We start from the raw sequence: 20754 nt of genomic DNA on the forward strand, positions 1-20754 counted from the left end.
GCAGCGGCGCATCAGGCTTTCTTGGCCGCCTCGCGGTAAACCAGCAGCGGTGCTTTTCCGTCTTCGATGGTGGACTCGTCCACCACCACCTTCTCGACATTGTCGGCATTGGGCAGCTCGTACATGGTGCCGATCAGCGATTGCTCCAGGATGGAGCGCAGGCCACGCGCACCCGTCTTGCGCGCCAGCGCCTTGCGGGCGATGGCCTTGAGCGCGGCAGGCCGGATCTCCAGCTCCACGCCTTCCATGGCCAGCAGCTTGCTGTACTGCTTGACCAGGGCGTTCTTGGGCTCGGTCAGGATCTGCACCAGGGCGTCTTCGCCCAGCTCGGCCAGGGCCGTGACCACGGGCATGCGGCCGACCAGCTCGGGGATGATGCCGAACTTGATCAGGTCTTCAGGCTCGATCTCCTGGAACACTTCCGAGATGGAGCGCTGCTTCTTGCTCTTGACCGTGGCGCCAAAGCCGATGCCCGACGCCTCGGTACGGTTCTCGATGACCTTCTCCAGGCCCGCGAACGCGCCACCGCAGATGAACAGGATGTTGGTCGTGTCGATCTGCAGGAAGTCCTGGTTCGGATGCTTGCGGCCGCCTTGCGGGGGCACGCTGGCCATGGTGCCTTCGATGAGCTTGAGCAGGGCCTGCTGCACGCCCTCGCCCGACACGTCACGCGTGATGCTGGGGTTGTCGGACTTGCGCGAGATCTTGTCGATCTCGTCGATGTAGACGATGCCGCGCTGCGCACGCTCGACGTCGTATTCGCAGCTTTGCAGCAGCTTCTGGATGATGTTCTCGACGTCCTCGCCCACGTAGCCGGCCTCGGTCAGCGTGGTGGCATCGGCCATGACGAAGGGAACGTTGAGCATGCGCGCCAGCGTCTGCGCCAGCAGCGTCTTGCCGGAGCCCGTGGGACCGATGAGCAGGATGTTGCTCTTGGCCAGCTCAATCTCGTCCTTGCCGGCCTTGTCCTTGTGACGCAGGCGCTTGTAGTGGTTGTATACGGCGACAGCCAGCGTGCGCTTGGGCAGGTCCTGGCCGATCACGTAGTTGTCCAGGTTGGCCTTGATTTCGGCGGGCGTGGGCAGGTCGCCTCGGCCGTCCTTGGCCTCGGTGCTGGGCTGCTCGTCGCGGATGATCTCGTTGCAGAGATCGATGCACTCGTCGCAGATAAAGACTGACGGACCCGCGATCAGCTTCTTGACCTCATGCTGGCTCTTGCCGCAGAAGGTGCAATAAAGGTTTTTTTCGCTGGAGGAGCCTTTTTTCTCGGCCATGGGGTCGGTGCCTTGTTACAGAAATATGGAAAAGGATGATAACCAAATGGAAAGCGGCGTTTTCCGTAGGGGGAAAACGCCGCCCATTCTCATACAGCCTCCGGGCTTCAGGAGCGCTTGTTGATCACCTGATCGACCAGGCCGTAGTCCTTGGCTTCGTCGGCGGACAGGAAGTAGTCGCGCTCGGTGTCGTGCTGGATCTTTTCCAGCGGTTGGCCCGTGCGCTCGGCCAGGATCTTGTTCAGGCGCTCGCGGGTCTTGAGGATCTCGCGGGCGTGGATCTCGATCTCGGTGGCCTGGCCCTGCATGCCGCCCAGCGGCTGGTGGATCATGACCTGGGAATTGGGCAGCGCAAAGCGCTTGCCCTTGGTGCCAGCGGCCAGCAGGAAGGCACCCATGCTGGCTGCAATGCCGGTGCACAGCGTGGACACATCGGGCTTGATGAAGTTCATCGTGTCGAAGATGGCCAGGCCAGCGCTCACGGAGCCGCCGGGGCTGTTGATGTAGAACGAAATGTCCTTGTCGGGGTTTTCGCTTTCAAGGAACAGCAGCTGGGCCACGACGAGGTTGGCCGTCTGGTCATTGACAGGGCCCACCAGGAAGATCACCCGGTCCTTGAGCAGGCGCGAGTAGATGTCGTACGACCGCTCTCCGCGGCCGGACTGTTCGATGACCATTGGGATCATGCCCAAACCCTGAGTTTCCAATGCGCTCATGTTTTCTCCAGTACTAGGGGGCTACTTTAGCCGTATCCGGAAAGAAAATGGGGCTTGTGCGCCAAAGCACAAGCCCCGCAGATGCCAACCCGCCCGCCGATCTCACGAAGCGGCAGGCAGGCGGTGCTCAAACCCTCAGGCCTGGCCCATCAGTTCGTCGAAGGACACGGCCTTGTCGGAGACCTTGGCCTTGCCCAGCACGAACTCGGTCACGTTGTTTTCGATGACAACGGCTTCGACTTCAGCCAGGCGTTGGCGGTCGCCGAAGTACCAGCGTGCCACGTCTTCGGGCTTTTCGTAGCTGGCGGCCAGCTCTTCCACGTGGGCCTTGATCTGCTCGGGCGTGGCGTGCAGCTCGTTGGCGCGCACCAGCTCGGCCACCACCAGGCCCAGGCGCACGCGGCGCTCGGCTTGGGGCAGGAACACGTCTTCAGGGATCTCGGCCTTGTCGGCGTCCTTGATGCCGCGCTGCTGCAGCTCGGCGCGGGCGCCTTCCAGCAGACGTGCGACTTCAGCCTGCACCGAAGCCTTCGGCAGTTCCAGCTCGGCCTTGGACACCAGGGCGTCCATCACGGCTTGCTTGTTGCGGCCCTGGACGCGGAACTTGACTTCACGCTCCAGGTTCTTCTTGATGTCGGCGCGCAGGCCTTCGACCGTGCCTTCAGCCACGCCCAGGGCCTTGGCAAAGGCCTCGTCCACTTCGGGCAGGTTGGCGGCTTCGATCTTCTTGACCGTCACCAGGAAGTCGGCAGTCTTGCCGGCCACGTCCTTGCCGTGGTAGTCGGCGGGGAAAGCCAGGGGGAAGGTCTTGGACTCGCCGGCCTTCATGCCGCGCACTGCGTCTTCGAATTCCTTGAGCATCTGGCCTTCGCCGACCAGGAACTGGAAGTCTTCGGCCTTGCCGCCGGAGAAGGTCTCGCCGTCGATCTTGCCTTCGAAGTCCACGGTCACGCGGTCGCCGTCCACGGCCACATCGGCCTGGGCGCGCTGCGCGAAGGTGCGGCGCTGCTTGCGCAGGATGTCCACGGTCTTGTCGATGGCGGCGTCGTCCACTTCGGCGGTCAGCTTCTCGACTTCGGCCGAGGTCAGGTCACCGATCTTGACTTCAGGCATCACTTCGAAGATGGCTTCGAACTGTGCCTCGCCCTCGGGAGCGCCTTCCTTTTCGGAGATGCGGGGCTGGCCGGCCACGCGCAGCTTGGCTTCGTTGACAGCCTGTGCGAAAGCCTCGCCGACCTTGTCGTTGAGCACTTCGTACTGCACCGAATAGCCATAACGCTGGGCCACCACGCTCATCGGCACCTTGCCGGGACGGAAGCCGTCCATCTTCACGGTGCGCGCCACTTGCTTGAGGCGGTTCTCGACTTCGCTCTGGATGGAGTTCAGGGGCAGGCTCAGCGTGATCTTGCGCTCGAGCTTTTCAAGGGTTTCAACAGTAACGGCCATGTTTGTTCCTATGAGGGATTGGACCGTGCCGGCTGCTGTACAGCCCGCACCGTATTGCGCAAAAGTCACGGTGCAACGCGAGCCAAAGCCAGTCGGCCGCGCGGCACCTCAGATTTCAAGGGCTTACATCACATGCGCCTGGCCGCTGGGGACCGCACATGGTTCGCTCAACCCGTGATGTAAGCGAAGCCGGACATTATAAACGAGGCGGTTTTAACCTCCGGACGCACCCACTTGCGGGGAATCCCCCAATCCGTTTGCAAACGGGCCGTCCCTACAGGGAGCGGGCTTGAGCAGTGTTGGCCGCAGTTGAGCGGCGTTGGTGCGTGGTGCGCGGGGGGCGGGTCGAAAATCAATAAAAATCAAAAGCTTATGCACCAAATGCGGGATTACAGCGGGGCTCGGGGCTTGTTGTTGCGATTATCGCAAGCCCTCCGCCCACGCAGGCCGCCGGGCAACCGTCAAAAGCCCTATTTGATCGTCAAATATCGTCATGTGAAATACAGGCCACATCGCCGCGCAAGCCGCGCCGCGCTTGGCGCTGGGCCCGGCCGGCAGGGCCGTCGAAAGCCACACATTTAGAGCGGGGGCGAGGCGGGGGTCTCGGCGCGCGCTGGCGGTCAAGATAGGGCTTTTCGGCAGGGTGGCGGGAAAGGGGGTGCCCTGCGATGGGGGCGTGCAGGGGCGTGGCGGGCCGCTGGGCAGCGCGTCGGGGCAGCGGCAAGGGGTGGGACAGGGCGCATGGGTCAAGCGCGCTGGAGGCCTGCAGGTGCGTAAGCGAAAAGTTACAGATTCAAAACTACTGTATATTTAAACAGTAGAACACTGTATATTTCCACAGAACCAAGAGACAGAAGGGGTCACGAGTGAGCGATAGCAATGAGACGGATGAGCCGATGCATGCGGCAGCGCGGGACATCTATGCGAGCCTGATTGCCCTGGATGCATTGCTGCAGGCGGCGCAGGCAAACCCCATACCTGCCTGTCATGTGCGGCAGCTGCTGCAACCCGCTCTCAAGACGCTGGACCGCGCCACCAGCTGAGGCGCCAAAGAAAAAGGGGCCTGCATGCAGGCCCCTTTGTTCCATCGTTTCCCGTCTACACCAGGCCTTGCTGGGCCGGCTCAATGCTGGGCAGTAGGTAGGGGTCAAAGCTGCAGACAACATCCCCCATCCATTCATTGATGGCCTGCGCGAAGCGCGTCTGCAGGGGCAGGATTTCGTTGCGCGCGAACACCCGTGCAGCGTTGACCACATCGCCGAAGCCACCTGCATTGGCCGGCACCACGCCCATGAGCTGCGGAGGCACGCGGTGGGCGGCCAATTGGTCATCGCGGCTCACGTTCTTGATGTTGAAAAATTCATCCTTGGCCGCCGCCTCGCCGATGGGCAGCAGTTGGATGGCTTTCTCTTTGCCGCCGGGCGAATGGAAAAACAGATTGCGGAAATTGCCCATGCCCTTGGAAGATTTCAAGGCCTGGCGCAGCGCATCCACATCGTCTTTTGCCACTTCGGGATCGCTCAGATAGAGGATGTATCCGGCATGGCTCCCATTGTTGTAATACCGGCGCCGAAACAGCGTGGCCGACTCATTGAGCCAGGCGGACTGCAGAGCGGCCAGGTACTGAGGCAGTCCATAGATTTCCTGGTGCACATCGGGCTGGAGGATGTGGCAAATGCTGCCTTCGGGAAACGTGTGCTCTTCCTGCCAGGTGCGGCGGAACCCGAAGAGTTTCAGACCACGATGCCGCCTTGTGTACTTGGCCAGTACGTGGCGCAGGGGCAATGAGCCACCCAGACGATTGCGCGGGCGCTCAAAGTAGCCATTGCCGAAAACAAGGAAGTCCAGAGCAGCCCACTGCACCGTGGCGCGGTTCAGAAGCGGATGAGGGCGCAGCGTGCTGGCGAGCACCTGGGCCTTGAACTGGATGGCGCTTTCGTGGTGGGTGGCAGCACGCAGGGTGCGCGCCAGGCCATCGAAGCTGATGGGGGTTTCGTACCAATCCCCATTGAGCCAGCATTCCACATAGTCCAAGATTTCACGCCGGTCCAGCACGGCCTCGGGTTCGCCGAAAGAGAAAGCCTCGGCAGTGGCCGGCGCCGTCATGGTGCCCGCTGGGGTTGTGGGTTCTGTCATCCAAAAATCTCCAAAGTCGTGCGACTGGAAACGCCGCCCACGGCGACGGCCTCCAGCGGCTCGTTATCCATTGCATTCATGCAGGCCCAGGCCAGATCCGCGTGGCTTGTCTCGCCGCCACGGCCCGCCGCATAGGTCACGCTTTTGCCCGAGCCCGTCAATTCGCGTTTGATGGCCATGAAACTGCGCTGCAGATCCACGTCGCCGGAATCGAATTCAAAGCGGCCGGCGCGCATCAGGCTTTGCGCCTTCATCACCAGGCGCGTTTTGACTTCCACGCTGTACTGCAGCGACTTCACGGACGGGAAAAACTTCTTAACGATCTGATAAACGCCCTGACCCAGACCCGTGGTGTCGATGCAGATGTGAGCCACGTTGTATTTCTCCGTCATCTTGCGGATGACTTCGGCTTGGTCCTCAAAGTCCGGCTCCTTGAACTGGATGCGCTCAAGCACGCGAAATTTGCCCCCGGGCCTGTCTGGCGCGGCCAGCACCACCAGGCCGGCAGAGTCGCCCGTGTGGCTGGGGTCATAGCCAATCCAGACGGGTTTGCTGCCATACGGCCGCAACGTGAAAGGCTTGAAATCGCTCCATGCGTCCCAGCTGTCGGCATGGCAGCGCATCAGCGTGGACAGTGGAAACACGGCGAAGGTGTCATCGACAAACCCGCACATGAGCAGGTTGTCCCATTCCTCGTCCGAATACTCGAAGCGCAGCTCGTCAAGGTCGAACAGATTGCAGCCGCCGCGCTGCGCATCCAGCACCGTGACAATCTGCCGCCATATCTTGTCCTCGCCGGTGAAGCCTCCAGCCAGGTGCGAATGGCTCAGGTCCAGCTCTATGCGGTCCTTCTTGGCGCGCTTCTTGTTGATGCGTTCGGCGCTCCACAGCGCATAGGCCTGGTGCTGCAGGCTGCTGGGCGTGGAAAACAGCGTCTTGCGCCAATGCTTGTGGATGGCCATGCCGCTGGCCACCTTCCAAAGCTCCGTGAAGTTGTTGACCCAAAAGAATTCATCGAAATAGAGATTGCCGTGATACGACTGCGCGGTGCGGGCGCTCGTGCCCAGGAAATACAGCGTGGCGCCATTGCTCAGGACGATGGGGTCGCCCTTCAAATCGATATCGCAATGCTCCTTGGCAAACGCGATGATGTACTGCCGGAAAACATGGGCCTGCGCACGGCTGGCCGAAAGAAAAATCTGATTGCGGCCCGTCTGCAGGGCATCAATCAGGGCCTCGCGGGCGAAGTACCACGTTGCCCCGATCTGGCGCGATTTGAGGATGGCGCGCGTGCGCTGCTGGATCTGCTCCCACCATGTGTTTTGGTAGTTGAAAAGTGAATCCAGAAATGCCTGCGTGATCTTGTCCACGTCCTCGGACGTGAAGTGATTGCGCTCGGGCTGCTTTTTTGGCCCGGCATTGCGCTTTTCAATGGTCGGATTCAGATCCGTTTCGCGGCCCGTGCGCTCGTACTTGTGCACGCGCGCCAAGCGCTCCATGGCGCGCCCCAGCGCGTCCATTTCCTTGTAATCGCCGTTGCCCTTGCCCTCCTTGTGGATGAGCGTGCACAGGCGCATTTCCAGCGAGCCCTCCACACGCTCCACGGGCTTGGCCGCATCCCATCCATCGGCCTTTTTCCAGTCGTGCAGCGTGGTGCGCGCAATGCCCAGGTGCTCGGCGATATGGGTGATGCGCCACCCCATCCAGTACAGCGCTCGAGCCTGGCGCCGCTGGCCCGCCTCGCCGTCTGCAGTGAGGTCATGCAGTAGCTGCACCTCGTCGGCCGGCGTGGCGTCGGGTTGGATGGGGAAGGGGTTGGCAGGCCTCTTTCGGCGCACGGCAGAAGTCATGCCGTCGAGTGTCTGCATGCCCTCGCGCGCGCGCATCACCTTTGCCCGCTGTGATCGCCTCGCACCGGCCATTCAGTTGGACGCCTACGCGGTGCGGCGGGAGCATAGAGGCATCCCCAAAAGGGGCCTATCAACCTACTCGCCAACCTGCACACATGAAAAAGTCCAAGTTGTTCCGCGTGGCTACCGAAGGTGCCACTACTGATGGCCGCACCATTTCTCGGGCGTGGATCGAGCAAATGGCTCGCAACTTCGACCCGAAGAAATACGCCGCTCGTGTCTGGATCGAGCACATGCGCGGCCTGCTGCCTGACAGCTCGTTTGCCGCCCAGGGCGACGTGCTTTCCGTGCAGGCCAAGCAGGAGGCAGACGGCAAGCTCGCGCTGTATGCGCAGATTCAGCCCCTGGACTCGCTGATCGCCATCAACCAGAAGGGCCAGAAGCTCTATACCTCCATCGAGGTGGACCCCGATTTCGCGGGCTCCGGCGAGGCCTACATGGTCGGCCTGGCCGTCACCGACACGCCGGCCAGCCTGGGCACCGAGATGCTGCAGTTTGCCGCGCAGCACCCGAACGCCAGCCCGCTGGCGGGCCGCAAGGTCAAGCCGGGCAACCTCTTCACCGCCGCCGAGCATTTCAGCCTGGAGCTGGAGCAAGAAGCCGCCGCCCCTACTGGCAGCGAGGCAGGCGCCATGCAGGCCGTGGTGGGCATGTTCTCCAAATTGCTGGACAAGCTCTCCCCGCCGCAGCCCGAGAAGAAGCCCGAGTCTGTGCAGACGCACAGCGCTACGGCTGACCAGGCACCGCTGGTGGAAGCCTTTGCCGAGGCCGGCAAGGTGCTCAAGACCATGGCGGAAAAGCAGGACGAAATGGCCGGGCAGTTCGCCCAACTGCAAACGCAGCACAAAGAACTCGTTCAAAAGCTCAGCCAGCAGGAGCAGCCGGGCCATCAACGCCCACCCGCCACGGGCGGCAACGGCCAGGCCTTGGCCGACTACTGACCGCCGCGACCGGCCCAACCGACCACCAACGAATCACCGAGGAAACCCACAATGCGCAACGAAACCGCTGCCCTCTTCGATGCCTACACGCAACGGCAAGCCCAGCTGTCGGGCGTGGCCAGCGTCGGCCGGCACTTCAACGTGTCGCCCTCCGTCCAGCAGAAACTGGAGACTCGCATGCAGGAATCGAGTTCGTTCCTGAAGTCCATCAGCGTCCTGCCCGTCACGCCGCAGAAGGGCGACAAAGTGGGCCTGAGCCTGACCCGCCCCGTGGCCAGCCGCACCGATACCGACGCGAACGGCCCCCGCAAGACCAAGGATCCGACCGGCAAGGACAAGAGCGGATACGAATGCCGGCAGATCGATTCCGATACGCACATCAAGTACGCGATGCTGGATGCCTGGGCCCATTTCCCCGACTTTCAGGTGCGCATCAGCAACCTGATCGCGGAACGCAATGCGCTGGACCGCATCATGGTGGGTTGGAACGGCGTCAAGGCCGAGGCCACCACCAACCTGACCACCAACCCGCTGCTGCAAGACCTGACCAAAGGGTGGCTGCAACGCCTGCGCGAAGAGGCGCCGCAGCGCGTCATGTCCTCCGGCAAGGTGGCGGGCAAGGTCACCGTGGGACCGGGTGGCGACTATAAAAACCTCGACGCCCTGGCGATGGATGCCAAGCACTCGCTTATCGATGCGTGGCACCGCAAGAGCGCGGCTCTGCGCGCCATCTGCAGCGACGACCTGATGCATGACAAGCTGTTCCCCATCGTGAACAACAACGATCTGCCCAGCGAGCGCCTGGCGGCCGACATGGTGGTGAGCCAGATGCGCCTGGGCGGCACCCAGGCCGTGACCGTGCCGTTCTTCATCGACGGCGGCCTGCTCATCACGCCGCTGGAAAACCTATCCATCTACTGGCAACGCGATGCGCGCCGCAAGGCCATCATCGACAACCCGGCCATGAACCAGGTGGACTTTTTCAACAGCTCCAACGACGACTATGTGATCGAGGATTTCGGCGCGTGCGCCTTCGTCGAAAACATCGAATTCATCGAATAGCCCGGCCCCAAGCCGAGGGGCCAGGGCCGTGCTGCAGCTCAGCGGCGCGGCCCATGTTGCAAGCCACCACCTGGAACACACCATGCCAATGACTCCCGCGCGCCTGCACCGCATGCGTGTGCTGGCGGAACAAGAGGCCGCCGCATCCGCCGCCATCGACCCGCACGGCCCCATGCAAGGCAGCGAACACCAGCTCATGCTGGCCACGCTCCACGCCCACAAGTCCACGCTGAAAAACATCAAGGCCGTGGACAACAAGATCGCGGCCAAGGTCAAGCTGCTGCCCGACTTTGATGCCTACATCGACGGCGTGCTGCAGGCCGATGCCGGCGCGCAAGACCCGGTGCTGGTGGAAGTGCTCGTGTGGCAGATCGACGTAGGCAACTGGCCCCGCGTCCTGGAGCTGGCCGACTACGCGCTGCGTCACCAGCTCAAGATGCCCGACCAGTACAACCGCGACCTGCCGGCCGTGGTCATGGAGGAAACCGCCGAGGCCGCCATTGCCGGCAAGCTGGCCGGCCATGACGCCATGGTCACGCTGGCCAAGGTGGACCAGCTCACCACCGGCCTGGACATCCATGACCAAGTGCGCGCCAAGCTGCACAAGGCCATCGGCTGGGCCGCCATGGGCAAGACGACCACCACCGAGGTGGACCCTAAACAGCTGGAGCTGCAGCCCGTGCAAATCGCGCTGGAGCACCTGACACGCGCCGTCACCTTGTTTGAAAAGGTGGGCGTGAAAAAAGACGTGGAGCGATTGGAGCGCCGCTTGACCGAGCTGCAGTCCAACCCTCCCACCTGAGCGAACCCCCCGCGCCGGGCGGCTCCGTGGCCACGGCCATCTGGCCCTGCCATGCACGGCCAACGCCACGGACCACCGCCCACCTACAACCCCGCCGCCGTTCACCATGTCGATGATCGCCACCGCCAACCCGCCCACCTCGGCCACCGAGCCCACCGTGACCAATGACGGATGGTTCCCGGACATGTCGCCCGCTGCCGTGCGCGACGCATGCCGCCTCGACGGCACCGCGACCAGCCCCCGCCTGCTGCCGGCCCTCAAGGACGCCATGCTCAGCGTCAATGCCGAGCTGGCCGAGTGGGCGGCCGAGCAGCGCGCACGCTGGGGCTATGCGCAGTTGGGCGACGTGCCAGCGCCGCAGGTAGGCGGGGAGAGCGCCAAGCTCCTGCACTACCGCCGCGCCGTGCACGAATGCCTGCAGGCGGATCTGCAAGAGGCCTACCGCGAAAGCGCGGCCACCAAGGTGGGTGGCGGCGGCGAGGAAGCCGTGCGCGAGGCCCTGGCGGCCAAGGTGGAATACCACCGCAAGAACCAGCGCTGGGCCATTGCCGACCTGGTGGGCCGTGCCCGCTGCACCGTGGAGCTGCTGTAGCCATGGCCGCCAGCAGCAGCCCCACCACCACCGTGCGCGCCCACGAGCACGACACGCTGGACGCCCTGTGCCACCGCCACCTCGGCCGCACGGCCGGCGCCGTGGAAGCCACGCTCAACGCCCACCCAGGCCTGGCCAAGCGTGCCGCAGGCCTGGGCGCTGGCGAGCCCGTCGAACTCGTGGCCGCGCCCGCGCCGGCCCGCCCAATGATTCAACTGTGGGATTGATATGGACCGCGAAACCATTGTGCGAACCGCCGCCCTGGAGGGCGCCAAGGCCGCCCCGCCCGTCACCGTCGTGGCCGCGAACGTGGCCAATGGCTGGACCATGACCCACACGGCCACGGCGCTGACCATCCTCTACGTGCTGCTGCAGGCGGCATACCTGCTGTGGCGCTGGAGCAATGAACGCGAAGACCGCCGCGCCAAGCAGGCGCGCGAGGCGCTGGACCAGGCCGCAGCCTGCAAGGTGCAGGCATGAGCGGCCAGCGCATCCCCGCCAAGCTGCTGGGCATCGGCGCGGCCATCGTCACCGCCTGGATTGCGGCCGAGGGTTTCAGCTCGGCGCCCATCGTGCCGGTGCAGGGCGATGTGCCCACCATCGGCCACGGCGCCACGCGCTACGAGGACGGCACGCGCGTGACCATGGCTGACCCGCCGATCACGCGCGAGCGCGCCCGGCAGCTGGCCACCAACCTGCTGGAAGCGCAATACGGCACCTGCGTGCGCGACTCGCTGGGCGACACGCCCATGCATGCCGCTGAATTCGCCCAGGCCGTGGACTTCGCGGGCCAGTATGGATGCGGCGTCTGGCGCGGTTCCTCGATGCTGGTGCGCACTCGGGCCGGCGACTATGCCGGCGCCTGCCAGTCCTACCTGGCCTATCGCTACATGACCAGCGCCCGGCAGGAGGCCGCAGGCTGGACCGCCTACCAATGGGACAGCGCGGGCCGGCCGCGCCGCTGGCGCTTTGACTGCAGCACGCCGGGCAACCGCGTTTGCCGCGGCGTCTGGACCCGGCAGCTCGCGCGGCACAGCGCCTGCATGGAGGCCCTGACGTGACACCACACCATCACCAGCGCGGCCTGCTCGGCTCGCAATTCCTTCTGACGGGCGTGCTGCTCCTGGCCTTGCTCCTGGCTGCGTTCTACATGGGCGTGCTCTACGAAGGGCGCAGCGCCGCCAAGGCCCAGCAGACCGCCCTGCAGGATCAGCAGCGCAAGGCCGACGAGGCTGTGGACAAGCTGCGCGCCGAGCGCGACGACACAGAGCGCGACTTGCGCATGCAGATCGCCGACCAGAAAGCCAAACTCGAAACCACCCAAGGAAACGCCAATGCCTCTCACCAAACCCATGTCGCTGGCGTGCGTGCTGGCACTGTCCGCGTGCGCGTCCCCATCGTCCCTGCAGTGCCCGCCTGCGGTGGAGCTGCGCCACGCGGCCCCGCCCAGGGTGGAGCCGCTGGGCCTGAAACCGCGTATGCCCAACTTGACCCAACGGCAGCAGCAAATCTTGCCGACATCGCCCACGATGGGGACCAGGGAATCCGGGAGCTGAATTACTGCATTGACCGATACGAGCTGATGCGCAAGGCCATGGACCGCTGGACCGAGCAGACGCTGGCCGGCATGGGGGGCTGACATGCTCAAGCTGCAGAGCCTGCGCGACTTCCTGGCCCAATGCGCGCCCGACCTGGCGCGCGACCCTGAGAATTTCATCGTCTATGGCGATGACGGCCGCCTCATCGCCACGGGCACGGCCTCGCTGTCCTTCGAGTACCGATACACCGCCTATGCCACCCTGCTGGGCTACGCGGGCCACCCGGACGCCATCATGGTGCCGCTGCTGGCCTGGTGCCAGGTCAACCAGCCCGAGCTGTTCGACAACCCCGCCAAGCGTGAGAACGCCATACGCTTCGGCGTGGAACCGATAGGCGCATCCACCTACGACCTGGGCATACAGATCGAACTCACAGAGCGCGCCATAGTCACACCAGACCCGGACCACGACACGCGCCTGCGAATCACCCATCCACCCGAGCCCGGCCCTGTGGGTCTGCAGCGCTTCGATGGCCAGGACGTGCGGCAGCTCGAAGTCTGGGAGCTGTGGATGCGGGACCAAAAGCTGGCGACCTGGGAATTTCTGCCGCCCGTGTGGCGCCAACGCATGCCGCTGTAAGCCATGGCCCAGGAACTCAAGGCCCTGGAAGATTGGGCCGGCGCATTCCTCGAAAAGCTCAGCCCGCCCGAGCGCAAGCGCCTCGCCGCACAGGTGGCTCGCAGCCTGCGCACCACCAACACGCGCCGCATGACGCAGCAGCAGGCGCCGGACGGCAGCCGCTGGGAAGCGCGCAAGCCGCCCCCTTCGCTCAAGGGCCGGCGCAAGCCCCGCTTTGAAACCAAGACCGGCCCCATGATGGCCAAGCTCAAGCGCGCCAAAGCCCTGCAGGCCAAGGGCCAGACCGATGGCGCCGTGGTCGAATTCCTGGGCCGTGCCCAGCGCGTGGCCCGCGTCCACCACTTCGGCGAAACCGACGACGTGAACCCGGGCCGAGGCCCGCGCTACGACTACCCGGCACGCGAGCTGCTGGGCTATGGCGACGAGGATCTGGACAAACTGCGCACCCTGGTGTTGCAGCACCTGAAACTCTAGATCGCCTCTCGGCGGTTACACCGCCTGGCACCGGCCATGCTTGTGGCCTTCGCGCGCGTGCGTGGCCACCATGGGGGCCATGGAATCGCCCGTCGCACAAACCGAATCGCCCTACGAGGCCGCCCGCCGCCTGGAGAACCTGATCCGGCGCGGCACCGTGGCCGCCGTGCAGCTGGCCAGCCCGGCCCGCCTGCGCGTCAAGGTGGGCGACAACACCACGGCATGGCTCCCCTGGCTCGCCCTGCGCGCTGGCGGCGCCCAGGGCGGCCGGCACTGGTCCCCGCCCGTGGTGGGCGAGCAGGCCGTGGTGCTGTGCCAGGGCGGCGACATGGCCCAGGGCGTGGCCCTGGTGGGCCTGTACTCCGACGCCATGCCGCAGCCAAGCGACCAGCCGGAATGCGAGCGCATGGAGTGGGCGCAAGACAACTACCTGCAGTGGCTGCGCGGCGCCCTGGAAATCCTCTGCCTTGAATCCATCACGCTGGACGTGGGGCAGGGCCAGTGCCGCCTGCACATGACCCCCAGCAGCCTGCAGCTCAACGTGGGCGGCGCATCACTCAGCATGACGGCCGAGCGCATCACCTCCAGCGTGGATATCGTGGCCCAGGGCATCAGCCTCGCCAGCCACCGCCACAGCGGCGTGGAGCCAGGTCCTGCCAACACCGGGGGGCCTCTGTGATGATGGACCGCAACACCGGCCGCGCCATCACCGAGGTGGAGCATCTGCGCCAGTCCATCGGCGACATCCTGGCCACGCCCATCGGCACGCGCGTCATGCGCCGCGATTACGGCTCGCTTGTGCCCGCGCTGGTGGACCAGCCCGACAACCGCACCACTGAAATCCGCCTGCTGTCCGCCGCCGCCAGTGCCCTGATGCGCTGGGAGCCGCGATTGCAGCTGCAGCAGCTCAACATCGAGCGCGACCCGCTGACCAAGGGCCGCGCCACCATCACCGTGGTGGGCAACCTGCTGACCGGCGCCGCCGCCAAGGCCCGCGCCCTGCGCCTGGCCGTCACCATCGGGGGCGCGCCATGAGCCAATCCCCGGGCACAGACCTGGCCACCCTCCCCGCCCCGCAGATCATCGAGCCGCTGGACTTCGAGCAGATCCTGGCCGACCTCAAGGCCGACATACTGGCCCGCGCGCCCGAGCTGGCCGAAGTCCTCGCGCTTGAATCAGATCCCATCGTCAAGCTGCTGGAGGCCTGCGCCTACCGTGAGCTGCTGTACCGCGCCCGCGTCAACGATGCCGCCCGCGCCCACCTGCTGGCCTTTGCCACGGGCGGCGACCTCGACCACCTGGCCGCGCAGTACGGCGTGACCCGCCAGGATGGCGAAGCCGACGACCGCCTGCGCACCCGCCTGCAGCTGCGCATCGCCGCGCTGGCCGGCCAGGGCACGCGAGAGCACTACGAATTTCACGCCCTCACCGCCTCGCCCCTGGTGCGCGCCGTGCGGGCCAGCCAGGCCGCGCCGGGCAGCGTGATCGTCATGCTGTGGATCACCGACCAGGCCCAAGCCCAGGCCGTGCGGCAGCTGGTGTCCGAGGCGCTGAATGCCGACAACGCCCGCATGCTGGGCGTGCCCGTCAATGTGGCCGTGGCCGTGCCGCGCACCATCGACATCACCGCCCGCATCACCCGCACGCGCACCGCGCCGGCCGGCCTGCTGCAGCAGCTGCAGGCGCGCCTGCAGGCGGCCTTTGCCGGCATGGCCAGCCTGGACGGCAGCGTGGCACGCAGCTACATCACCACGCTGCTGCACGTCGATGGCGTGCACGCCGTGGACTACCCGGACAACACGCGGCCCGCGCCCATCACGCCCATCGCTGCCGGCGAATTCCCGGCCCTGGGCGCCGTGGACCTGATCGACGCAGGGGTGGCCTGATGGACGCGCGCCGCAGCATCCTGCCCCCGGCATCCACCAGCCTGGAGCGCGTGATAGACACCACGCTGCCGCGCGACTGGGGCACCATGGCCGACGCGGCCGAGCCGGCCAGCACCGCCCAGCACCCGGCCCTGCTGCCATGGCTGGCCCAGCAGTGGCAGCTGGGGCAATTCGAGCGGTATTTTTCCGACCCGCGCGAGCTGCTGGCCAAGGGCCTGCCCTGGCTGCGCGAGCGTGGCAGCGCCGCCGCCGTGCGACGCGCGCTGGCCTGGCAGGGCTATCTGAGCGTGACCCTGGAAGAGGACGGCGCGCGACTGCACATCAACCCGGGCCGCGAAGTCAGCAATGCCGATATCGCGCGCATGGCCCATGTGGTGCGGGCCAGCATCCCGCTGCACGTCCATTTCTACCGGGTGTTCTACCGCTTCGATCTGCGCGCCCTGCGCTGGGACCGCGCGCCCAAGCTGGACGGCGCCCTCTGGGACAACGACAGCGGCACGCCCGTGGACGTGGGTGAGGGTGAGCCGCCCGTCATCGGCAGCCAAGGCCGCATCAACCAGTCCCAGGCCCAGGCGCCCAAGCTCACGCCCCTGCGCAGCGCGAACCACCTGCACACCAGCGGCCGCATGCGCCGCGCCGATGAACTGCGCCTCGATGTGTGGCGCTGGGACGCCCGCCTGCAGCGCCTGGCGGGCGGCGGCCAGTTGCACCTGGCGCCAAGCCATGCGCCCCAACGTCCGCAGCATCCGCCATGGTCCGTCAGCGGCGAAAGCTGGGCAGCGACCACGGCCCCGCGCCCCGCGCAGTGCCTTGCCGGCGCCGTTGTCTGGACGGCCAGCAACGCCCCGGCGCGCATCGCGCCCGCGCGCCGATGGACGGGCAGCTGGGACAGCGGACGCTGGCAGCAATCCAACATCCACAGCAAGACCACAGAATCAACGGAGTAAGCCATGCAGACACTGCAAGACGCCGGCCGCATTGCGCTGGCCAAATCCCTGGCCGCCCTGGGCGCACATATCGCATGGGGGCGTGGTGATGGGGCATGGGTTGCGCCGCCCGCCAACCCGTCCACCAGCACCGCACTGATGGACGAAATCGGCCGCCGCGTCGTGGTGGACGTGGGCTATGCCGTGCCCGGCACCGCCCTGGATCACGATATCGAAATGCCCGGACAGGTCTACTACAAGACCAGCCCGGTGCCCACGCCCTTTCTGCTGCTGCGCACCACCTTTGCCTTTGCCGATGCCCAGGGCGAAACCGTGCGCGAATGCGGCGTTTTCTTTGGCACCCAGGCAAAGGCGGGCGTACCGCCTGGCCAGCGCTACCTCACGCCGGCCGAGATCGAGAACCCGGGCACCGTCTACTGCATGGAGTACCGCCCGCCAGTGCTGCGCAGCGGTACGACCAAGGCCACGGAAGAAATCGTCATCCCTCTGTGAGTCGCTCATGACCTCCTACAACCGACACGACCCTGCCAAGGGCTATATCGCCCATGTGTTCCACGCCGACCGCGTAGCGCAATCGGCGGAGCCCAACGAAATGCAGGCCGAGGCGCGCTACCAGCTGCGCCGCGTGGCCGATGCCCTGTTCGCAGATGGCGAAATCACCACGGGCGCGCGCTGCACCGTCAACGCCGAAACCGGCGCCTGCCAGCTGGAGGCCGGCAGCATCTACCTGGCCGGCGGCGTGCGCGACGTGGCCGCTGCCCAGCTGCAGATCCCCGTGCAAGGCACCGTCACCGTGGGCGTGCACTACAGCACACGCATCGTCACGGCCGAGGAAGACACGGACCTCTACAACCCCGCCGTGGGAACCAGCGGCTACGGCGAGCCCGGCGCCGACCGCGTCAAGCTCACCGTGGCCTGGGGTCTGCAGGGCCAGGGCGCGGGCGACTTCTACCCCGTTTGGACCATCGAAGACGGCATCGTCAAGCCGCGCGATGCAGGCCTGCAGGCCAATGCCGTGGCCGAAGCCATCAAGCGCTATGACGTGGACAGCGCGGGCGGCACCTACGCAGTGCGCGGACTCAAGGCCCTGCAGCTGGCGGACGACAGCGAGGGCCGCCAGGTCTACGCCATCGGCGCGGGCGCGGCCCGCGTAGCCGGTGCGGCCGTGGAAGTACCCGCCGACCGGCGCCTGGTGTTCGCAGCTCAGGCCGACATGGCCGCCATCAGCAGCGAGCCCCACAGCAGCAGCACCGAGAATCTGCAACATGTGGCATTCGACCGCTGGCCCGTGCTGGAGCCCGCGCAGGTGCGTATCCAGCGGCGCCGCACCGACCCCGTGGTGCACGGCAGTTTCGTGGGTGCGGCAGATCCGCTGCCCGTCAATAGCGTGGTGCAGATCAACAGCATCACGCAGGGCGGCACCACCTACCAGAAAGACATTGACTACAAGCTCACGGCGGGGCAAATCGACTGGAGCCCGGCCGGCGCCGAGCCCACGCCGGGCAGCACCTACACCGCCACTTACGAATACATCAGCACCGAGGGCGTGCAGAACCAGACCACGCGCGGCTTTGACGTTGCGGGCGCCCTGCCCGGAACGCTGATCCTCGTGGACTACCGCCACGCGCTGCGCCGCATTGACCGCATCGTCATCAACGCCGCTGGTGGCCTGGATGTGGTCAAGGGCATGCCTGCCACCTGGCAACCCGTGGCGCCCGACGTGCCCGAGGGCCTGCTGGCCCTGGCCAGCATCTACCAGAGCTGGGAACCGGACACCCGCCGCACCGATGGCGACGGCGTGCGCACCGTCTCCATGCCCACCCTCGTCGGCTACAAACAGCGCATGGATGAGATGGAGATGGACCTGGCCGAGCTGCGGCTGGCCCTGGACATCAACGGCCGATACAGCGGGCTCAAAAAAGGCTACTTCGCAGATCCCATGATCGACAACAGCATGCGCGACCAGGGTATGCCGCAGACGGCCATGATCGCGGGCCGCGCGCTGCAGCTGTACGAGGCCGAGGACGCCCACACCCTGGGCGACGGCAAGACCAGCCAGGGCCTGGACTACACCCTAGCCAAGACCATCAGCCAAACCGGCTACAGCCGCGCCATGGTCATCACCGGCACGCCGACCCCCGGCGCCCTGCCCGCCACCATCACGCTGACCCCGGACCGCGACCGCTGGGAGCACCCCAAGGAATTGGCCTATCCCGTCTGGGTCACGGGCGCCTATATCGGCATTCCCATGGAGAAAACCGGCACGCTGGCCGAGCAGTACGCCCAGCAAATAGACCCGGCCCTGATCGACACCAGCGGCCTCACCATGCGCAGCATCGAGGTGCAATTCAGCATCGCCGGATTCAACGCAGGCGAGCCGCTCAAGCTGCTGCAATTCGACGGGCAGACCGTGGTGGCCAGCCCCCAGGCGGGCGGCACCCTGGTGGCCAACGCAGCGGGCGTGCTGGCCGGGCGCTTCACCATCCCCAGCGGCATCCCCGTGGGGGCCAAGGCTGTCAAGGCTACGGGCGACTACGGCAGCAGCGGCACCGCGCAATTTGTCGGCAGTGCAGCGCTGCGCCTGCGCGTCGATGGCATGTACTCCACTTACTACAACGCCCGGGGCAGCTCTTCGGAAACCATCACCTATGTCGTATAGCACCCTCATCCAGATCACCACGCCGCAGGCGGCGCAGCAATGCGCGGCCCTGGATCTGTACTTCACGGCAGCGGGCGGCCCCGTCATCGTCACCCTGGGGCCGCTGGATGATGCAGGCCTGCCCGCACCGGCCCAGGCCCAGCAGCGCCTGGAGATGGGCCAGATCAAGACCGATGGAACGGCCACGCGCGTGCTGCTGGCAGCGCCGGTGCTGCTGCAGGCGCGCACCAGCTATGCCATCTGCGTCAGCGCGGCAGACACCACCACCGCGCTGGCCGTCGCTCAGGTGGGCGAGGCGGGCATTGCAGGCGGCTGGATCACGGCGCCGGCCGCAGACGTGGGCCAGCTGCTGGAAGTCAACGCATCGGGCATCGTCACGCGCCACAGCAACCGCATGCTGCGCTTTGACATGCTGGCCGTGCAGTACACGGCCAGCAGCAAAACCGTCACGCTGGGCACTCAGGCCGTGGACCGCGCCACCATGCTGCTGGTCAATGCCGGCGCACAGCAGCCCGATGCCGGCGCCCGCATTGGCTACGCCATCGAGCTGCTGGACGGCAGCGGCGCCGTGGCCCGCAGCATCGCCGCGGACTCCGGCCAGCCCGTGCGCCTGGACACGCCCCATACCGGGGATGTGACCGTGAAGGCAACCCTGCGCGTAGGCAGCAGCGGCCTGGGCCCCGTGCTGGAGCCCGCGCCCGCCCTGGCCGTGGGCAGTCTGCTGGACAGTGGCGACTACATCACCCCCGTGATCGCCACCGCAGGCGGCACGGATCTGCGCGTCATCTTCGAGGGAGACATACCGCCCGGCGCCGCCGTGGCCGTGCATGCGCAGATCGCCGGCAACAGCGCCTGGCAGATCGTGCCCTTTGCATCCAGCAGCCCGCAGACGGCCGGCATCATCGAAATGACCCACCGCCTGCAGGGCGTCAACGGCACGGGCCTGCGCCTGCGCCTCACGCTCACCGGTACCAGCACGGCGCGGCCCAAGGTGCACAACCTGCGCGCCGCCATTCTGTAAAGGCCAGCCATGAGTCAGACCGAAGACACCGACACCGATCTGCCGCCCGTGGAGGAAACCACGGAGCACCTGCAGCTGCCCCTGCCCCACCATGACAACAAACTGGAATTCGACGTGGTGCGCCTGCGCGCGGCGCTGCGCCTGCTGGACGGCGTGGTGCACGGCATGGGCCTGAGCATCGACACCAAGGCCGCAAACGATGCGCTCCAAGCGCTGGAGCAAGCCACGCTGCAGGGGCTGGACCAAGTGGCGCAGCAGGCGGGGCAGAACCTGACGGCGGCCATGCAGCAGGTCAACCAGGAGTTGGCGCAGCTGGAGCAGGACATCAGCAGCAAATCCGTGCACCTGCAGGCGGTTGCCGATTCCACCAACGCCGACCAGGCCAAAACGGGCGAAACGGCGCTGCGCCGACTGCGCCAGGAAACGGCCAACAGCTCGACCAACGGCCAGGCCCTGCGCGCGGGCGTGGAATACACGCTCAGTGTGGATGCGGCTTTCAGCAGGCCCCTGCCGGCTGCGCCGTCCGTGGGTGACCGCATCGAGCTGCGTGACCCATCGGGCAACTGGCGCACCGGCAATTTCACGCTGCTGCGGGGCAACGCGGCGCACACCATCAACGGCGTGGCCGACGATGTGAAATTCAACACCCGCGCCTGGCGCGTGCGCCTTGAATTCGCAGGCAGCAACAACTGGACTTTGACAAAGGGCTGA

General features: G+C 65.9%; 24 protein-coding genes. 19 read left to right on the plus strand and 5 right to left on the minus strand.

Features of this window, described 5'->3' with window-relative positions; translation table 11 throughout:
- Positions 1-11: 11 nt before the first annotated feature.
- The 3 genes from clpX to tig form a co-directional block, all read right to left on the minus strand.
- Positions 12-1274, minus strand: coding sequence for an ATP-dependent Clp protease ATP-binding subunit ClpX (gene clpX / locus ACRSCF_RS20310; RefSeq protein ID WP_012204530.1), 1263 nt, complete (start codon positions 1272-1274; stop codon positions 12-14).
- A 107-nt stretch (positions 1275-1381) separates the two neighbouring features.
- Positions 1382-1990: an ATP-dependent Clp endopeptidase proteolytic subunit ClpP gene (gene clpP / locus ACRSCF_RS20315; RefSeq protein ID WP_016445088.1), complete on the minus strand. Its 609-nt coding sequence runs from the start codon at positions 1988-1990 to the stop codon at positions 1382-1384.
- Between the two features lie 135 nt (positions 1991-2125).
- Positions 2126-3436, minus strand: coding sequence for a trigger factor (gene tig, locus ACRSCF_RS20320; RefSeq protein ID WP_016445087.1), 1311 nt, complete (start codon positions 3434-3436; stop codon positions 2126-2128).
- 866 nt (positions 3437-4302) lie between these two features.
- Here tig and ACRSCF_RS20325 point away from each other — a divergent pair.
- Positions 4303-4479 carry a hypothetical protein gene (locus ACRSCF_RS20325; protein ID WP_198818742.1) on the plus strand — a complete coding sequence of 59 codons (177 nt, stop codon included), beginning with the start codon at positions 4303-4305 and terminating at the stop codon, positions 4477-4479.
- Positions 4480-4534: 55 nt separating this feature from the next.
- On the opposite strand, the gene ACRSCF_RS20330 is transcribed toward ACRSCF_RS20325, so the two are convergent.
- Positions 4535-5572 carry a phage portal protein gene (locus tag ACRSCF_RS20330; RefSeq protein ID WP_034368894.1) on the minus strand — a complete coding sequence of 346 codons (1038 nt, stop codon included), beginning with the start codon at positions 5570-5572 and terminating at the stop codon, positions 4535-4537.
- Positions 5569-7440: a terminase large subunit domain-containing protein gene (locus ACRSCF_RS20335; RefSeq protein ID WP_324622614.1), complete on the minus strand. Its 1872-nt coding sequence runs from the start codon at positions 7438-7440 to the stop codon at positions 5569-5571. Before ACRSCF_RS20335 ends, ACRSCF_RS20330 begins: the two co-directional genes overlap by 4 nt.
- Positions 7441-7577: 137 nt before the next feature.
- Between ACRSCF_RS20335 and ACRSCF_RS20340 the strand changes: the two genes are divergently transcribed.
- From ACRSCF_RS20340 to ACRSCF_RS20425, 18 genes are all read left to right on the plus strand, one after another.
- Positions 7578-8423 carry a GPO family capsid scaffolding protein gene (locus ACRSCF_RS20340; RefSeq protein WP_034368889.1) on the plus strand — a complete coding sequence of 282 codons (846 nt, stop codon included), beginning with the start codon at positions 7578-7580 and terminating at the stop codon, positions 8421-8423.
- A 51-nt stretch (positions 8424-8474) separates the two neighbouring features.
- Positions 8475-9485 carry a phage major capsid protein, P2 family gene (locus ACRSCF_RS20345; RefSeq protein WP_324622617.1) on the plus strand — a complete coding sequence of 337 codons (1011 nt, stop codon included), beginning with the start codon at positions 8475-8477 and terminating at the stop codon, positions 9483-9485.
- 82 nt (positions 9486-9567) lie between these two features.
- Positions 9568-10287, plus strand: coding sequence for a phage terminase small subunit (gene gpM, locus ACRSCF_RS20350; protein ID WP_052151764.1), 720 nt, complete (start codon positions 9568-9570; stop codon positions 10285-10287).
- 106 nt (positions 10288-10393) lie between these two features.
- A complete protein-coding gene (locus ACRSCF_RS20355) occupies positions 10394-10879 on the plus strand; it encodes a head completion/stabilization protein (protein WP_034368886.1) in 486 nt (161 codons plus the stop codon).
- 2 nt (positions 10880-10881) lie between these two features.
- Positions 10882-11106 (plus strand): tail protein X, encoded by a 225-nt coding sequence (locus ACRSCF_RS20360; RefSeq protein WP_034368884.1) that lies wholly within the window; start codon positions 10882-10884, stop codon positions 11104-11106.
- Position 11107: 1 nt separating this feature from the next.
- Entirely contained in the window at positions 11108-11359 is a 252-nt protein-coding gene (locus ACRSCF_RS20365; RefSeq protein ID WP_034368882.1) for a hypothetical protein, read from the plus strand.
- A complete protein-coding gene (locus tag ACRSCF_RS20370; RefSeq protein WP_432675083.1) occupies positions 11356-11940 on the plus strand; it encodes a glycoside hydrolase family protein in 585 nt (194 codons plus the stop codon). The genes ACRSCF_RS20365 and ACRSCF_RS20370 overlap by 4 nt, the downstream gene beginning before the upstream one ends.
- Positions 11937-12518 (plus strand): hypothetical protein, encoded by a 582-nt coding sequence (locus ACRSCF_RS20375; RefSeq protein WP_052151763.1) that lies wholly within the window; start codon positions 11937-11939, stop codon positions 12516-12518. Before ACRSCF_RS20370 ends, ACRSCF_RS20375 begins: the two co-directional genes overlap by 4 nt.
- 1 nt (position 12519) lies before the next feature.
- A complete protein-coding gene (locus ACRSCF_RS20380; protein WP_034368880.1) occupies positions 12520-13056 on the plus strand; it encodes a phage tail protein in 537 nt (178 codons plus the stop codon).
- Positions 13057-13059: 3 nt separating this feature from the next.
- Positions 13060-13530, plus strand: coding sequence for a phage virion morphogenesis protein (locus ACRSCF_RS20385; RefSeq protein WP_324622623.1), 471 nt, complete (start codon positions 13060-13062; stop codon positions 13528-13530).
- Between the two features lie 79 nt (positions 13531-13609).
- Positions 13610-14209 (plus strand): phage baseplate assembly protein V, encoded by a 600-nt coding sequence (locus tag ACRSCF_RS20390; protein WP_324622625.1) that lies wholly within the window; start codon positions 13610-13612, stop codon positions 14207-14209.
- Between the two features lie 2 nt (positions 14210-14211).
- Positions 14212-14565, plus strand: a complete 354-nt coding sequence (locus ACRSCF_RS20395) for a GPW/gp25 family protein (protein ID WP_034348225.1) — start codon at positions 14212-14214, stop codon at positions 14563-14565.
- Complete coding sequence (locus tag ACRSCF_RS20400) at positions 14562-15416, plus strand: baseplate J/gp47 family protein (RefSeq protein WP_034368878.1); 855 nt, start codon at positions 14562-14564, stop codon at positions 15414-15416. The genes ACRSCF_RS20395 and ACRSCF_RS20400 overlap by 4 nt, the downstream gene beginning before the upstream one ends.
- A complete protein-coding gene (locus tag ACRSCF_RS20405; protein ID WP_324622627.1) occupies positions 15416-16363 on the plus strand; it encodes a phage tail protein in 948 nt (315 codons plus the stop codon). The genes ACRSCF_RS20400 and ACRSCF_RS20405 overlap by 1 nt, the downstream gene beginning before the upstream one ends.
- A 3-nt stretch (positions 16364-16366) precedes the next feature.
- Entirely contained in the window at positions 16367-16855 is a 489-nt protein-coding gene (locus ACRSCF_RS20410; RefSeq protein WP_034368876.1) for a hypothetical protein, read from the plus strand.
- A gap of 7 nt (positions 16856-16862) precedes the next feature.
- On the plus strand, positions 16863-19022 hold the full coding sequence (locus ACRSCF_RS20415; protein WP_324622629.1) for a DUF4815 domain-containing protein: 2160 nt from the start codon (positions 16863-16865) through the stop codon (positions 19020-19022).
- Positions 19012-20043, plus strand: coding sequence for a hypothetical protein (locus tag ACRSCF_RS20420; protein WP_034368529.1), 1032 nt, complete (start codon positions 19012-19014; stop codon positions 20041-20043). The genes ACRSCF_RS20415 and ACRSCF_RS20420 overlap by 11 nt, the downstream gene beginning before the upstream one ends.
- A gap of 9 nt (positions 20044-20052) precedes the next feature.
- Entirely contained in the window at positions 20053-20754 is a 702-nt protein-coding gene (locus ACRSCF_RS20425; protein ID WP_034368527.1) for a hypothetical protein, read from the plus strand.

This window comes from Delftia sp. 11MD (assembly GCF_050907895.1).
GTDB lineage: Bacteria > Pseudomonadota > Gammaproteobacteria > Burkholderiales > Burkholderiaceae_C > Comamonas > Comamonas tsuruhatensis.

Bases quoted from the DNA above. Each gene is read 5' to 3' on its own strand.
- clpX (WP_012204530.1), bottom strand. From the start codon at position 1,274: ATGGCCGAGAAAAAAGGCTCCTCCAGCGAAAAAAACCTTTATTGCACC.
- clpP (WP_016445088.1), bottom strand. From the start codon at position 1,990: ATGAGCGCATTGGAAACTCAGGGTTTGGGCATGATCCCAATGGTCATC.
- tig (WP_016445087.1), bottom strand. From the start codon at position 3,436: ATGGCCGTTACTGTTGAAACCCTTGAAAAGCTCGAGCGCAAGATCACG.
- ACRSCF_RS20330 (WP_034368894.1), bottom strand. From the start codon at position 5,572: ATGACAGAACCCACAACCCCAGCGGGCACCATGACGGCGCCGGCCACT.
- ACRSCF_RS20335 (WP_324622614.1), bottom strand. From the start codon at position 7,440: ATGCAGACACTCGACGGCATGACTTCTGCCGTGCGCCGAAAGAGGCCT.
- ACRSCF_RS20340 (WP_034368889.1), top strand. From the start codon at position 7,578: ATGAAAAAGTCCAAGTTGTTCCGCGTGGCTACCGAAGGTGCCACTACT.
- ACRSCF_RS20345 (WP_324622617.1), top strand. From the start codon at position 8,475: ATGCGCAACGAAACCGCTGCCCTCTTCGATGCCTACACGCAACGGCAA.
- gpM (WP_052151764.1), top strand. From the start codon at position 9,568: ATGCCAATGACTCCCGCGCGCCTGCACCGCATGCGTGTGCTGGCGGAA.
- ACRSCF_RS20355 (WP_034368886.1), top strand. From the start codon at position 10,394: ATGTCGATGATCGCCACCGCCAACCCGCCCACCTCGGCCACCGAGCCC.
- ACRSCF_RS20360 (WP_034368884.1), top strand. From the start codon at position 10,882: ATGGCCGCCAGCAGCAGCCCCACCACCACCGTGCGCGCCCACGAGCAC.
- ACRSCF_RS20365 (WP_034368882.1), top strand. From the start codon at position 11,108: ATGGACCGCGAAACCATTGTGCGAACCGCCGCCCTGGAGGGCGCCAAG.
- ACRSCF_RS20370 (WP_432675083.1), top strand. From the start codon at position 11,356: ATGAGCGGCCAGCGCATCCCCGCCAAGCTGCTGGGCATCGGCGCGGCC.
- ACRSCF_RS20380 (WP_034368880.1), top strand. From the start codon at position 12,520: ATGCTCAAGCTGCAGAGCCTGCGCGACTTCCTGGCCCAATGCGCGCCC.
- ACRSCF_RS20385 (WP_324622623.1), top strand. From the start codon at position 13,060: ATGGCCCAGGAACTCAAGGCCCTGGAAGATTGGGCCGGCGCATTCCTC.
- ACRSCF_RS20390 (WP_324622625.1), top strand. From the start codon at position 13,610: ATGGAATCGCCCGTCGCACAAACCGAATCGCCCTACGAGGCCGCCCGC.
- ACRSCF_RS20395 (WP_034348225.1), top strand. From the start codon at position 14,212: ATGGACCGCAACACCGGCCGCGCCATCACCGAGGTGGAGCATCTGCGC.
- ACRSCF_RS20400 (WP_034368878.1), top strand. From the start codon at position 14,562: ATGAGCCAATCCCCGGGCACAGACCTGGCCACCCTCCCCGCCCCGCAG.
- ACRSCF_RS20405 (WP_324622627.1), top strand. From the start codon at position 15,416: ATGGACGCGCGCCGCAGCATCCTGCCCCCGGCATCCACCAGCCTGGAG.
- ACRSCF_RS20410 (WP_034368876.1), top strand. From the start codon at position 16,367: ATGCAGACACTGCAAGACGCCGGCCGCATTGCGCTGGCCAAATCCCTG.
- ACRSCF_RS20415 (WP_324622629.1), top strand. From the start codon at position 16,863: ATGACCTCCTACAACCGACACGACCCTGCCAAGGGCTATATCGCCCAT.
- ACRSCF_RS20420 (WP_034368529.1), top strand. From the start codon at position 19,012: ATGTCGTATAGCACCCTCATCCAGATCACCACGCCGCAGGCGGCGCAG.
- ACRSCF_RS20425 (WP_034368527.1), top strand. From the start codon at position 20,053: ATGAGTCAGACCGAAGACACCGACACCGATCTGCCGCCCGTGGAGGAA.